Source organism: Phytobacter sp. (genome assembly GCF_059074235.1).
In genome coordinates this window covers 441,891-455,330 of record NZ_JCACPZ010000001.1, presented here as the reverse complement: position 1 = coordinate 455,330, position 13,440 = coordinate 441,891, and the positions used below count along the sequence as shown (strand labels likewise).

The 13,440-nt window shown below is 53.6% G+C and carries 12 protein-coding genes; 2 read left to right on the top strand and 10 right to left on the bottom strand.

Features of this window, described 5'->3' with window-relative positions; all coding sequences use genetic code 11:
- The 8 genes from ugpE to livK all read right to left on the bottom strand — a co-directional run bounded on the left by ugpE (window position 1) and on the right by livK (window position 8,244).
- Window positions 1-846, bottom strand: a complete 846-nt coding sequence (ugpE, locus tag AC5JPW_RS02110) for a sn-glycerol-3-phosphate ABC transporter permease UgpE (protein ID WP_494238007.1) — start codon at window positions 844-846, stop codon at window positions 1-3.
- Window positions 843-1,730, bottom strand: coding sequence for a sn-glycerol-3-phosphate ABC transporter permease UgpA (gene ugpA / locus AC5JPW_RS02105; protein ID WP_494238005.1), 888 nt, complete (start codon window positions 1,728-1,730; stop codon window positions 843-845). Before ugpA ends, ugpE begins: the two co-directional genes overlap by 4 nt.
- A 106-nt stretch (window positions 1,731-1,836) precedes the next feature.
- Entirely contained in the window at window positions 1,837-3,153 is a 1,317-nt protein-coding gene (gene ugpB, locus AC5JPW_RS02100; protein ID WP_494238004.1) for a sn-glycerol-3-phosphate ABC transporter substrate-binding protein UgpB, read from the bottom strand.
- A 253-nt stretch (window positions 3,154-3,406) separates the two neighbouring features.
- Window positions 3,407-4,120, bottom strand: coding sequence for a high-affinity branched-chain amino acid ABC transporter ATP-binding protein LivF (livF, locus tag AC5JPW_RS02095; protein WP_494238002.1), 714 nt, complete (start codon window positions 4,118-4,120; stop codon window positions 3,407-3,409).
- A gap of 1 nt (window position 4,121) precedes the next feature.
- A complete protein-coding gene (livG, locus tag AC5JPW_RS02090) occupies window positions 4,122-4,889 on the bottom strand; it encodes a high-affinity branched-chain amino acid ABC transporter ATP-binding protein LivG (RefSeq protein WP_494238000.1) in 768 nt (255 codons plus the stop codon).
- Window positions 4,886-6,163, bottom strand: coding sequence for a branched chain amino acid ABC transporter permease LivM (livM, locus tag AC5JPW_RS02085; protein ID WP_458045423.1), 1,278 nt, complete (start codon window positions 6,161-6,163; stop codon window positions 4,886-4,888). Before livM ends, livG begins: the two co-directional genes overlap by 4 nt.
- Complete coding sequence (gene livH / locus AC5JPW_RS02080) at window positions 6,160-7,086, bottom strand: high-affinity branched-chain amino acid ABC transporter permease LivH (protein ID WP_494237998.1); 927 nt, start codon at window positions 7,084-7,086, stop codon at window positions 6,160-6,162. The genes livM and livH overlap by 4 nt, the downstream gene beginning before the upstream one ends.
- 48 nt (window positions 7,087-7,134) lie before the next feature.
- On the bottom strand, window positions 7,135-8,244 hold the full coding sequence (gene livK / locus AC5JPW_RS02075) for a high-affinity branched-chain amino acid ABC transporter substrate-binding protein LivK (RefSeq protein WP_494237996.1): 1,110 nt from the start codon (window positions 8,242-8,244) through the stop codon (window positions 7,135-7,137).
- A 472-nt stretch (window positions 8,245-8,716) separates the two neighbouring features.
- Between livK and panM the strand changes: the two genes are divergently transcribed.
- Entirely contained in the window at window positions 8,717-9,100 is a 384-nt protein-coding gene (panM, locus tag AC5JPW_RS02070) for an aspartate 1-decarboxylase autocleavage activator PanM (protein WP_494237995.1), read from the top strand.
- 100 nt (window positions 9,101-9,200) lie between these two features.
- Here the strand turns inward: panM and AC5JPW_RS02065 are convergent, their stop codons facing one another.
- Window positions 9,201-10,304: a branched-chain amino acid ABC transporter substrate-binding protein gene (locus tag AC5JPW_RS02065; protein ID WP_494237994.1), complete on the bottom strand. Its 1,104-nt coding sequence runs from the start codon at window positions 10,302-10,304 to the stop codon at window positions 9,201-9,203.
- A 250-nt stretch (window positions 10,305-10,554) separates the two neighbouring features.
- Window positions 10,555-11,820, bottom strand: coding sequence for a 4-aminobutyrate--2-oxoglutarate transaminase (locus AC5JPW_RS02060; protein WP_494237992.1), 1,266 nt, complete (start codon window positions 11,818-11,820; stop codon window positions 10,555-10,557).
- A 106-nt stretch (window positions 11,821-11,926) separates the two neighbouring features.
- Between AC5JPW_RS02060 and pdxR the strand changes: the two genes are divergently transcribed.
- The gene (gene pdxR / locus AC5JPW_RS02055) at window positions 11,927-13,399 is read left to right on the top strand and encodes a MocR-like pyridoxine biosynthesis transcription factor PdxR (RefSeq protein WP_494237991.1); all 1,473 of its coding nucleotides are present in this window, start codon (window positions 11,927-11,929) and stop codon (window positions 13,397-13,399) included.
- Window positions 13,400-13,440: the final 41 nt, after the last annotated feature.

The window sequence follows — 13,440 nt, the reverse complement described above, 5'->3', positions numbered from 1 at the left end:
TTATTTCTCACTATCTACCAGGCCACGAACGAACGCGCGCTGCATGGCTAAAACGATAACGACCGGAGGGATCAGCGTAAGCAACATCGCTGCCATCACCTGGTTCCATTGTGTGGTGCCTTCGCCCGTGGCGATCATGCCCTTAATGCCTGCGACTGCCGTTCCCAGGTTGACGTCGCTGATAATCAGCAACGGCCACAGATACTGGTTCCAGCCGTAGATAAAGGTGATGACAAACAGCGCCGCGAGATTGGTTTTTGACAGCGGCAGCACGATGTCCCAGAAAAAGCGCATCGGCGACGCGCCATCAATACGCGCGGCTTCAATTAGCTCATCCGGCAGCGTCATAAAGAACTGGCGGAACAGGAACGTTGCTGTCGCAGATGCCATCAGCGGCAGCGTCAGGCCGGTGTAGCTGTCGAGCATTTTCAGGTTGGCGATCACTTCCACGGTCGGGAAGATACGCACTTCAACCGGCAGCATCAGGGTGATAAAGATCATCCAGAAGAAGAGGTTACGCAGTGGAAAACGGAACCAGACGATGGCAAAAGCAGACAGCATCGAGACGGCGATTTTTCCCACGGTAATGGTAAAGGCCATGATGAAGCTGTTGGTCAGCATCAGCCAGAATGGCGCGCTGTTCACGCCCACACCCTGGGTCCAGATGGTGCGAATGTTTTCCCACAAATGGGTGCCAGGAATGAGCGTCATCGGCGTGTCGTACACCGCTTTGATGTCCAACGTGGCGGTGACAAACGCGACATACATCGGGAACAGGATCGTCACAATGCCCAGAATCAGCATGATGTGACTGAATAAGGTCAGCCCGGGGCGATTCTCAATCATTGGTAGCGCACCTTACTTTCAACATAACGGAACTGCACGACGGTCAGCACGATGACCAGGAACATCAGCACTACCGACTGCGCGGCAGAAGCAGAGAGATCCAGTCCGACAAAACCTTCGCGGTAAATCTTGTAAATCAGCGTCGTTGTGGCCTGTACCGGGCCACCCGCCGTCGCGGCATCGATCACCGGGAAGGTGTCGAAGAAGGCGTAAACCAGATTGACCACCAGCAGGAAGAAACTCACCGGGGCGATCAGCGGCAGCGACAGCCTGAAGAAGCGGCGAATCGGCCCTGCACCATCAATCGCGGCGGCTTCGACCAGCGAACGCGGGATGGATTGCAGTGCGGCAAAGAAGAACAGGAAGTTGTAGCTGATCTGCTTCCAGACAGAGGCAAAGACCACCAGGAACATCGCCTGGCCACTGTTCTGCGCATGGTTCCAGTCGTAGCCAAACTGTTCAAGGAAATGGGTAATCAGCCCGCGACCAGGGTTAAAGAGGAAAATCCATAGCACGGCAGCAACAGCAGGGGCGACGGCGTAAGGCAGCAGCATCAGCGTCTGGTAAATCCGGCTACCGCGCACCACGTTGTCCACAAGGGCGGCAAAAAATAGCGACGTGAACAGACCGAAGAAGGTCACCAGTGCACTGAAGCGCATCGTCGTCCAGAAGGAGTCCAGATAGTAGCTGTCACGGAACAGCGCAACGAAGTTGTCCAGGCCAACGAAGGTACTGGAAAGCCCAAAGGGATCCACGCTCTGGACGGAGTACCACAACGCTTCGCCCGCAGGCCAGATAAAGAATATAACGGTGATAACCAGTTGGGGCGCGACCAGCAGATAGGGCAGCCAGCGCGAACGAAACACCGGACGGGATGAGGACATAGTTAAGCTCAGGTTAGGTGTCCCCTCACCCCGGCCCTCTCCCAAAGGGAGAGGGAGGATAACATCCCCTCTCCCTTTGGGAGAGGGTTAGGGTGAGGGTAAAAGATTAAGACTTAGTGGATTGCTCGAAGCGACGCAGCAGTTGGTTACCACGCTCTACCGCAGCATCCAGTGCCTGCTGAGGGGTTTTCTTGCCGGTCCAGACGCTTTCCAGTTCCTCATCCACGATAGTACGGATCTGCGGCATGTTGCCCAGACGCAGACCTTTAGTGAACGGCAACGGTGGCTTGTTCAGCATCTGACGAGTTGCAATGTCAGCACCTGGGTTTTTGTCGTAGAAGCCTTCTTTACGGGTCAGCTCATACGCCGCGGTGGTGATTGGCAGGTAGCCCGTTTTCTGGTGCCATTCGGCAGCATTTTCCGGTTTAGCCAGGAATTCCAGGAACTGAGCAACGCCGGTATAAGTGGCTTTGTCTTTGCCCTGCATTACCCACAGGCTTGCACCACCGATGATGGCGTTCTGCGGTGCGCCTTTCACATCAGCGTCGTAAGGCATCATGCCTACACCGTAGTTAAATTTGGCGTAATGACGGATATCTGCCAGAGAACCGGAAGAGGCGGTGGTAATTGCGCAGTCACCGTTGTAGAACTTCTCGGTAGATTCGTCTTTACGACCGAAGTAGCTGAAATCACCCTTCTTGTTCAACTCTTCCAGCATGGCGATGTGTTTCACCTGCTCTGGTTTGTTGAACTCAAGGACGGCATCAGTACCGTCAAAGCCGTTGTTCTTCGTCGCTACTGGCAGACCATGCCATGCGCTGAAGTTTTCGATCTGGATCCAACCCTGCCAGCCGCTGGCGTAACCGCACTTCATGCCCGCTGCTTTCAGCTTGGCGGTGTAGGCAGCCAGGTCCTGCCAGGTTTTCGGTGGCTGCTCTGGATCTAAGCCTGCTTTTTTGAAGGCGTCTTTGTTGTAGTACAGCACCGGCGTGGAGCTGTTGAATGGCTGAGACAGCAGGTGACCGGTTTTAGAGTCGGTGTAGTAACCGGAAACGGTTGGGACGAACTGTGATTCGTCAAACTTGATGCCTGCGTCTTTGAAGACTTCGTAGACCGGTTTGATCGCTTTAGAAGCCATCATCGTCGCCGTGCCCACTTCATAAACCTGCAACATGGCAGGTGCGTTACCGGTACGGAACGCAGCAATACCAGCACTCAGGCTCTGCTCGTAGTTACCTTTGTACACCGGCACAATTTTGTAATCCGGGTGTGTTTCGTTAAAACGTTGCGCCAGGGATTCAACTTCTTTACCCAGTTCGCCTTCCATGGAATGCCAGAACGGGATTGATGTAGCGGCCATTGCGTTGCCTGCGAAGATCAACCCAAGTGCCAGACCTAAAGCTGTGTGTCGTAACGGTGTCATTCGGTTTTCTCTCTTGTTGTGCCGGATGCGCGATATCACGCGTTTTATGCTCGCGAGGTAACATGACACGCTCGAATGACAGAAAAATAACCGTTTAATTACAAGAGCGTGACAACCAGGCGTCAGAGAGATGATGGATTGATGAAGGCGGAAGGATGAAAATATCGGGATGTGCGGCCTGATGCCCTCTCCCACGGGGAGAGGGAGCAAACACTAAAAACGGCAACTAACAACGTTGCCGTTTTGCTTTTACCTAGCCGCCCAGATAGGCGCTGCGTACCGCTTCGTTCGCAAGCAGGGCATCGCCCGTATCTTCCAGCACCACGTGGCCGTTTTCCAGCACGTAGCCGCGGTCAGCGAGCTTCAGCGCCTGGTTGGCGTTCTGCTCGACGAGGAAGATGGTCATTCCTTCCTGACGAAGCTGTTCGATGGTGTCGAAAATCTGCTGAATGATGATCGGTGCGAGGCCCAGAGACGGTTCATCCAGCAGCAACAAACGTGGCTGACTCATCAAGGCACGACCAATCGCCAGCATCTGCTGCTCACCGCCGGACATGGTGCCCGCACGCTGAACGCGACGCTCATGCAGACGCGGGAACAGGTCATAGACGCGCTTGATACGGCTCTGGAACTGTTCGCTGTCGGCAAAGAAGCCGCCCATCGCCAGGTTTTCTTCCACCGTCATGCGCGAGAAGACACGACGCCCTTCCGGGACAATCGCGACGGCTTCACGCATGATTTTTGCCGTCTGCCAGTCAGTAATGTCTTTGTCATCAAAGACAATACGACCGCTGGTTGCACGCGGATCACCACACAGCGTGCCCAACAGGGTTGTTTTACCCGCACCATTAGCACCGATCAGGGTCACGATTTCACCCTGATTAATATGCAGGCTGACGTCGTGCAGGGCCTGAATTTTGCCGTAGTGGGCGCTAACTTTGTCAAAAGACAACATGACTTTTTCCATCTTATGCCTCACCGAGGTATGCACGGATCACGTCCGGGTTATTACGAATTTCTTCCGGTGTCCCGTTCGCCAGCGGTGTTCCCTGATTCACAACATAAATGCGATCGGAGATCCCCATCACCAGTTTCATATCATGCTCAATCAGCAGGATAGTGGTGTTGTGGTGGCTACGCAGTTCAACGATCAGTTCGTCCAGCTCTTTGGTCTCTTTCGGGTTGAGACCAGCTGCGGGTTCGTCGAGCATCAGGATTTCCGGCTGCGTCACCATGCAACGGGCAATTTCCAGACGGCGCTGGTCACCGTAGGCCAGGTTACTGGCCTGGCGGTTGGCATGCTCCAGGAGGCCAATACGCTCAAGCCAGGTAGCGGCACGATCCAGCGCTTCGCTCTGCGCGCGACGGAATGACGGCGTTTTCAACAGACCGGAGAAAACCCCACTTTTCAGTTGCTGATGTTGTGCCACGAGCAGGTTTTCAATCACCGTCATTTCGCGGAACAGACGCACGTGCTGGAAAGTACGCACCACGCCCATGCGGGCAATCTGTTGACCCGGCAACCCTTCCAGGTGCTGATCACGCAGCATAATGGTGCCGCCCGTCGGTTTGTAGAAACCGGTCAGGCAGTTGAACACCGTGGTTTTGCCTGCGCCGTTCGGACCGATCAGCGAGACGATTTCCTGAGGATGTAAATCCAGTGCCACGTTGTTGACGGCCAGCAGGCCGCCAAAACGCATCATCAGGCCATTTACGGATAACAGTGGCTGACTCATGCCTGCTCTCCTTTCGCCTGACCATTTTTCAGTTTCAACTGTACACGGGTCATTGGCAGCAAGCCCTGCGGACGCCAGATCATCATCAGTACCATCAAACCACCCAGCATCAACATGCTGTATTCATTGAAATCACGCATCAGTTCACGCGATACCACCAGCAGCACCGCCGCCAGGATAACCGCAAACTGCGAACCCATACCACCGAGCACCACAATCGCCAGCACAAACGCAGATTCCGCGAAGGTGAACGATTCCGGGCTGACAAAGCCCTGGCGGGCCGCAAACAGCGTACCGGCGAAACCTGCAAAGGCGGCGCTGATGGTAAAAGCGGTTAGCTTGATACGGGTCGGGTTCAGCCCCAGTGAACGACAGGCAATTTCGTCTTCACGCAGTGCTTCCCAGGCGCGGCCCAGTGGCATACGCAGAAGACGGTTAATCACGAACAGGGAGAAGACCACCAGCAGCAGTGCAACCAAATAAAGGAAGATCACGCGGTCACTTGGGTCATACGGTACACCGAAGAAGTTACTGAAGGTATCCCAGCCGCCTTCACGTGCACTACGGCTGAACTCCAGGCCAAACAGCGTTGGTTTAGGGATCTGGCTGATACCGTTCGGGCCACCGGTGATTTCGGTGTTATTCAGCAGCAGAATACGGACGATTTCACCAAAACCTAAGGTCACAATCGCCAGGTAGTCACCGCGCAGACGCAGTACCGGGAAGCCGAGCAGGAAGCCCGCAGCCGCAGAAACCAGCGCAGAGATCGGCAGACAGGTCCAGAAACCAAGACCGTAATAGTGGTTCAACAGCGCGAAGGTATACGCGCCGATAGCATAGAAACCGCCGTAGCCGAGCACCAGCAGACCGGACAGCCCCACGACCACGTTCAGACCCAAGCCCAGGATGATGTAAATCATGGTCATGGTCGCGATATCGACTGTGCCACGGGAGACTACAAACGGCCAGGCGACCGCGGCCACCAGCAGGGCAACCAGGAACAGCTTCTGTTTTACAGTAGAACCATCAATCGCCGGCAGAATGAATTTCGGGCCAGAGACGTTTTTCAGGCTCTTCTGGAACACCGGACGCAGCAACTGGAAGAAGAACACCACCGCAGTGCCGATAAATACCCATTCCCAGCGAATACTCGCCGCGGTATTCACTACTAATTTGGTGCCATCCAACTCTAACTGCACGCCCATAAAGACGCCTGCGAGCACGAAGAACATGGCGGCTGAGAGTAACGCCATCGCAAAATGCATCGGTTTCATACTTTTTCAACCTCCGGGCGACCCAGGATACCGGTCGGCATCACCAACAGCACGATAATCAGCAGGGCAAAAGCCACTACATCTTTATATTCCGTACTCAGGTATGCAGAGGAGAGAGATTCAGTCACGCCCAGAATCAGGCCACCGATCATTGCGCCAGGAATACTACCAATACCGCCCAGGACCGCTGCGGTGAACGCTTTCATACCCGCCATAAAGCCGATGTACGGGTTGATAACGCCGTAGAACTGACCGAGCAGAACGCCCGCAACCGCCGCCATCGCCGCGCCGATCACAAAGGTCAATGCGATCACACGGTCGGTGTTAATGCCCAGCAGACTGGCCATTTTCAGGTCTTCGGAACAGGCGCGACAGGCACGGCCCATACGGGAGTAACGAATGAATATCGTCAGTGCCAGCATTGACACCAGAGTCACAATCCAGATAACCAACTGCATGGTGGTGATAGTGGCTGAGAAGTTATCGCTGCTACCCACGGTCCACTGACCGTTAAACAAACTTGGCAATGCCACATCACGCGACCCTTCGGTCAGGCTGACGTAGTTTTGCAGGAAGATGGACATCCCGATAGCGGAGATCAGTGCAATCAAGCGCTTGGAGCTTCGAACCGGGCGATAGGCCACCCGCTCTATACTCCAGCCGTACGCACTGGCAATCACGATTGCGCCGACAAAGCCTGCGGTAATCAACAACCAGCTGGCGTCGATACCCATCATCATCAGTGCAGCAATGATCATAAATGAGACATAACTACCGATCATGTAGACCTCGCCGTGGGCGAAGTTAATCATGCCGATAATACCGTACACCATGGTGTAACCGATGGCGATCAATGCATAGGTGCTTCCCAGCGTCACGCCGTTAAACATCTGCTGCAAGAAATAGAGAAACTGCTCGGACATAACGTAACCTTTCTAAACCCGCCCATATTGCACGGGCGGTGGGATCATTTATTTAGCTACCGAAGACGACCCATCGGCGTGCCATTGGAAGACACCAAAATCAAATCCCTTCAAATCGCCTTTCTCATCCCAGTTCAGCGGCCCAATTACGGTTTTAGCCCCGTTGGCTTTTAAATCATTCACCAGTGCAAGCGGCTCATTGCTGCTCGAACGGTCAAGTGCCTGCGCAAGAGACTGCACGGCAGCATAAGTGATCCAAACATACGGACCGCTCGGATCTTTTTTCTCTACCTTCAGCGCATCAACAATGCCCTGGTTGGCCGGGTCCTGGTCGTAGCGTTTTGGCATCGTTACCAGCATGCCTTCGCCCGCATCACCCGCGATGTTCGAGAGGGAGGCATTACCCACGCCTTCCGGCCCCATGAACTGGGTTTTCAGGCCGTTTGAACGCGCCTGACGCAGAATCTGGCCCATCTCCGGGTAATAACCACCGTAGTAGACAAAATCGATATTTTCTTTCTTCAGGCGCGCCACCAGTGCAGAGAAATCTTTCTCACCCGCGGTAATGCCGTCAAAGAAGACGATGTTTGCACCGCTGGCTTTCAGGCTCTCCTGAACGGAACGCGCCAGGCCTTCACCGTACTGCTGCTTATCATGAATGATGGCAATGCGCTGAGGTTTAACGGAATTCAGGATGTACTTCGCGGCGGTCGGCCCCTGGGATGAGTCCAGCCCTGCGGTACGCATGATGTATTTGTAGCCGCGTTGGGTCAGTTCCGGGTTCGTTGCACCCGGTGAGATCATCAGAATACCTTCGTCTTCATAGATGTCAGACGCAGGCTGCGTTGATGATGAGCAGAGGTGACCGATTACATATTTGATGCCGTCGTTGACGATTTTATTCGCGACTGCAACAGCTTGTTTAGGATCGCAGGCGTCGTCATATTCCACGGCAACCAGTTTATCGTCCTTCACGCCACCTTTTGCATTGATGTCTTTGATAGCCTGGCGTGCGCCGTTGAACTCCATGTCGCCCCACTGGGCCACCGGACCGGACATCGCGCCGACAACCGCAACCTTAATATCTGCCGCCATGGTCGCGTGGGACATTGCAAATGCAACAATCCCCGCGAGTACCGTCTTCGCGTTCCTTTTCATACTTCAAATCCCCGTTCGTGATGTAGTGCGACACATCCCCTCAGGTCGCTTCACTGCGACATGAAAGAGTTGTGTGAAAATATTGTTTTTTTATGGTTAAAAAGCATTCTGTACTTTTAATAGACAACGCTATTTTTACCAGTGCCATGAATGGTTTAGCGCAGTTTTTTGGCAAAAACCAGACTAAATACTCTATTTTTCAGGCGATTAAGCAAAGATAATATTCTGAATTTACCAGGAGATAAACCTAAAAAGTTCAGTTGGCAGCATAAAATAATGGCACAAAGAGCGGAATAAAACGCTACCTTTTAGGTAAAAATGCTACCTGGTTTTCGATCGCTAATGTTTAAAACTGCTACAACGTCCGCCTCAAAAGTAATCGCCTGCAAAACGAAATATAAAAAAGTAACAGCCCGCACCAGGCGAAATTGTTTACACTGCAATTATCTTTAGAGACATGGACAAGCTGTAAATGAAATTGACCATCATCCGTCTGGTGACGTTTACCGATCAGGATCATATTGATTTAGCTAAAGTCTGGCCGGAGTACTCCCCTGCATCGTTGCAGGTTGATGAAACCCACCATATCTATGCTGCGCGTTTTAATGACCGCTTATTAGCGGCCGTTCGCGTGACGCTTCTTGGCACACAAGGCGCTCTGGATTCCCTTCGCGTGCGTGACGTCACCCGTCGCCGTGGCGTCGGAAAATATCTGTTGGATGAGGTGATTCGCGAAAACCCCAACATCACCACCTGGTGGATTACCGAAGCTGGAGTGGAGGATCGCACCGTGATGGCTGCCTTTGCTCAGGCGATGGGCTTTACCGCGCAGAATGACGGCTGGGTGAAGCGTTAGTTTTTTGAGACAGAGCGGCCTGATGCCCTCACCCCAACCCTCTCCCACGGGGAGAGGGCGCAAACACTAAAAAAGGCAACTTGCGTTGCCTTTTTGCTGTTTATTTCGCGTCGGTCGCAGTACCGTTCGCATGCCAGGTGAAGACACCGAACTCAAAGCCTTTCAGATCGCCTTTCGCATCCCAGGACAACGGCCCCATGACAGTTTCAACGGAGTTCGCTTTCAGCCAGGTTGCGATTTCAGCCGGCTCTGCGGTCTGGTTCAGACCAGCGGCCAGAGACTGCAGTGCAGCATAAGTCGTCCACACGAACGCGCCGCTTGGATCCTGTTTCTTCGCTTTGATCGCATCTACGATAGGTTTGTTCGCTGGAACCTGGTCGTAGTTTTTCGGTTTAGTCACTAACATGCCTTCAGCAGATTCGCCTGCGATGTTAGACAGGGAAACGTTCGCTACACCTTCCGGCCCCATGAATTTGGTTTTCAGACCAGCGGCACGAGACTGGCGCAGGATCTGCCCCATTTCCGGGTGGTATCCACCGTAGTAAACGAAATCGATGTTCTCTTTCTTCAGACGGGCGACCAGGGTAGAGAAATCTTTCTCACCAGCGGTAATACCATCAAAGAAGACCACGTTCGCGCCGCCTTTTTTCAGGCCATCTTGTACTGCGCGCGCCAGACCTTCACCGTACTGCTGTTTGTCATGAATCACGGCAATGCGCTGCGGTTTCACGCTCTCAAGAATGTATTTTGCTGCAGTCGGACCCTGGTCTGAGTCGAGCCCAGTGGTACGCAGAGTCAGTTTATAACCACGTGCAGTCAGCTCCGGTGCGGTAGCGGCTGGGGTGATCATCAGAATACCTTCGTCTTCGTAAATGTCAGACGCCGGCTGAGTAGAAGAGGAGCACAGGTGGCCGATAACGTATTTAATGCCATCATTAACCACTTTGTTTGCTACTGCGACCGCTTGTTTCGGGTCACATGCATCGTCGTATTTAGTGATAACCAGTTTGTCGCCTTTGATACCGCCTTTCGCGTTGATATCTGCAACAGCCTGCTCAGCACCTGTAAATTCCTGATCACCGTACTGCGCAACCGGGCCAGACATTGCACCGACAACAGCAACTTTAATATCTTTGGCGAATGCCATGTTGCTCATCGCTAACGCAATACATCCTGCCAGTAACGCTTTGCCCTTCATTTTCATCCTGAGGTTCCCCATTCTTATGGTGATTGAATTTGTTGTGATGTTGTTGTTTGGCACATTATTTTGTTTACTGTCATAAGAAAAGAATATGATAGTAGTTCAGAGACGGTCTGCCCGTGCCTTTGCAGCATTCTCTGCTAAAACATACCCCATTTTCTGAAATTTGGAACAACATTTTTGAAGGTTATATAACAGCGGGATGAACAATGTGAGAAAGCCGCCAAAAGGCGGCTTTCGTTGCGACAAAGGTTTATCGTGTCAGCGATTGATGAATAATATCTAACGCTTTACGGAACTGAACTTCGGGGATGGTTAGCGGATAAAGGAAACGAATCACGTTACCGTAGACCCCGCAGCTGAGTAACAGCAAGCCGGCTGCTAACGCTTTATCCTGCACCTGTTTTGTGAAGGCCGCCGACGGCTCCCCGGTTTGCGGGTCATTAAACTCTACCGCCACCATCGAACCCTGCGCACGAATATCTGCAATGTATGGGCAGTCTGCTTTTGCTTTGGTCAGTACTTCCACCAGGTGTTTACCCAGGTGGTTAGCACGCTCGCACAGATTCTCTTCTTCAATCACATCCAGTACTGCATGCGCAGCCGCCACCGCCAGTGGGTTGCCCGCGTAAGTGCCGCCCAGCCCACCAGGTGCTGGCGCATCCATCACGTCAGCACGCCCGGCGACGGCTGAAAGTGGCAAACCGCCCGCAAGGCTTTTGGCCATGGTGATGAGATCCGGTTTAACGCTGTAGTACTCCACCGCAAACAACTTACCGGTGCGCGCAAAACCAGTTTGCACTTCGTCAGTAATCAACAAGATGCCGTGGGTATCGCAGAGTTTGCGCAGCGCCTGCATAAAATCATCAGGAGCGATGTTAAACCCACCTTCGCCCTGCACCGGCTCAAGCAGAATAGCCGCCACCTGATCCGCAGCAATATCCGCTTTGAAAATGCGGTCCAGGCTTTTCATCGCGTCAGCCGTACTTACGCCGTGCAGCTCGTTCGGGAACTGGGCGTGGAAAATAGAGCCCGGGAACGGACCAAAGCCGATTTTGTACGGTGCCACTTTGCCGGTCAGGGCCATGGTCATATAGGTACGACCGTGGAAACCGCCGCCGAAGGTGATCACTCCCGGGCGTTTGGTATACGCACGGGCGATTTTCACCGCATTCTCAACTGCCTCTGCACCGGTCGAGAAAAAGGCCGTTTTGGCCGGCCCTTCAACGGGTGCACGTTCATTAATGCGTTCCGCCAGTGACACATAACTTTCGTAAGGGACAATCTGATACGCAGTGTGGGTAAACGCCTGTAACTGTTTTTCCACCGCCGCAACAACCTTCGGATGACGATGCCCGGTATTCAGCACTGCAATCCCGGCCGCGAAATCGATCACTTCATTACCTTCAACATCCCACAGCGTGGCGTTTTCTGCCTTGTCGGCATAAAAGCCGCACATGACGCCAATTCCACGCGGTGTCGCCGCTAAACGGCGTTGCTGTAGTTCGTTATTTTTCACCTTGTACTCCCCCGTCATTGATTCATTTCGCAGCAGTCATCTTTTGCCACAATGCCATAAGCGGTCCTATAATCGAGTACCAGTTTTGAATAATTGAGGGATCCAATTGCGCTCACTTGTCAGTGATTTGCTGCAATTACGTCTGGACGCTCAGCCCGATGGTAAGCTGCATAAGAAATTATATAACGCGATTCGCCTGTCGATCCTCGAAGGGAGTCTGCCTCCGCAAAGCCGTCTGCCACCCAGCAGGGATTTAGCAACTGAACTGCACTTATCGCGAAACACGGTACTGACGGTTTATGAGCAACTATTGGCGGAAGGTTATGTGATTTCGCGTACCGGCAGCGGCACTTTTGTTGCGCAGACTGTTCCTGATAGCCTGCTTTCGGCCCCCTCTTCTCATGCTGAGGGTACCACCTGCAACCTCCCCTCACATCTGTCGGCCCGGGGACAAAGCCTTTTGCAGCGCAGCAGCGCCAGCCCACGCCAGTGGGGCGCTTTTCTGCCCGGCGTACCGGATGTGAATGCCTTTCCCCATGCTCTGTTTCGAAAAATCCAGTCACGTATAAGTCGTAAACCGCAGGCCAGCCAGCTCTCTTATAGCAGCAGCGGGGGAAGTCTGGCGCTACAACAGGCGCTGGTGGACTATCTGCGCATTACCCGTTCGGTGAAATGCAGCCCCGGGCACATCCTGATAACCGAAGGGATTCATCAGGCCATCGATCTGGTTTCGCGGATGCTGTGTAACCCCGGCGATAGCGCTTGGATCGAAGAACCGGCCTACTGGGGGATACGTAATGTGCTGGCGATGAACGGCGTCACGCTTGAGTCCATTGACGTCGACCTGGCAGGCATGAACCCGCCGGACGCGGGGGAGCCTCCGCCAAAACTGATTTTCGTCACCCCTTCTCACCAGTATCCGCTCGGCTGCGTGATGAGCCTTGAACGTCGCCAGCGCTTGCTGGCGCTGGCCCGGCAAACAGGGAGCTGGATTGTGGAAGATGATTACGACAGCGAATTTCGTTTTTCCGGTCAGCCTATCCCCGCTCTGCAGGGACTGGTGGATGACGCCCCGGTTATCTACACCGGTACGTTCAGTAAAACGCTCTACCCAGGGCTTCGTCTTGGCTATCTGGTGCTGCCGCGCCCTTTAATGCAGGCGCTGAAAACTGCCCATACGGAGCTATACCGTGGAGGGCGACTGCTGGATCAGGAAGCGCTGGCGCTGTTTATCAGTGAAGGCTATTACACAGCGCATATCCGCCGCATGCGGCTGCTTTATGCCCGACGCCGCGCCCGGCTGGCGGGACTGATTACCGACGCGCTGGGGAAAGAGGCACTGAGTGAATATAACGATAATGCCGGTCTGCACCTGGTATTGTCGCTCCCCGATGAATGCGATGACGCAGAGCTTGCCCGGCAGGCAAATGACCGTGGCATTCTGGTACGGGCACTTTCACGCTATTACGCGGGAAATAAGCCGCTAAAAGGGCTGCTGATGGGCTTTGCTGCCATGGAGGAAGAGGAGATGAATTCGGCGTTTGACGTGCTGCTCGATTGTCTTAGAGGGCATATTTAAGATAACAAAAAGCCGGGTCGCTTTCGCTTAACCCGGCTCAT

Excerpts from the sequence above, each read along its gene's own strand:
- ugpB (WP_494238004.1), bottom strand. The coding sequence starts at position 3,153 with ATGACACCGTTACGACACACAGCTTTAGGTCTGGCACTTGGGTTGATC.
- livF (WP_494238002.1), bottom strand. The coding sequence starts at position 4,120 with ATGGAAAAAGTCATGTTGTCTTTTGACAAAGTTAGCGCCCACTACGGC.
- panM (WP_494237995.1), top strand. The coding sequence starts at position 8,717 with ATGAAATTGACCATCATCCGTCTGGTGACGTTTACCGATCAGGATCAT.
- livK (WP_494237996.1), bottom strand. The coding sequence starts at position 8,244 with ATGAAAAGGAACGCGAAGACGGTACTCGCGGGGATTGTTGCATTTGCA.
- livH (WP_494237998.1), bottom strand. The coding sequence starts at position 7,086 with ATGTCCGAGCAGTTTCTCTATTTCTTGCAGCAGATGTTTAACGGCGTG.
- ugpE (WP_494238007.1), bottom strand. The coding sequence starts at position 846 with ATGATTGAGAATCGCCCCGGGCTGACCTTATTCAGTCACATCATGCTG.
- ugpA (WP_494238005.1), bottom strand. The coding sequence starts at position 1,730 with ATGTCCTCATCCCGTCCGGTGTTTCGTTCGCGCTGGCTGCCCTATCTG.
- livG (WP_494238000.1), bottom strand. The coding sequence starts at position 4,889 with ATGAGTCAGCCACTGTTATCCGTAAATGGCCTGATGATGCGTTTTGGC.
- AC5JPW_RS02065 (WP_494237994.1), bottom strand. The coding sequence starts at position 10,304 with ATGAAAATGAAGGGCAAAGCGTTACTGGCAGGATGTATTGCGTTAGCG.
- livM (WP_458045423.1), bottom strand. The coding sequence starts at position 6,163 with ATGAAACCGATGCATTTTGCGATGGCGTTACTCTCAGCCGCCATGTTC.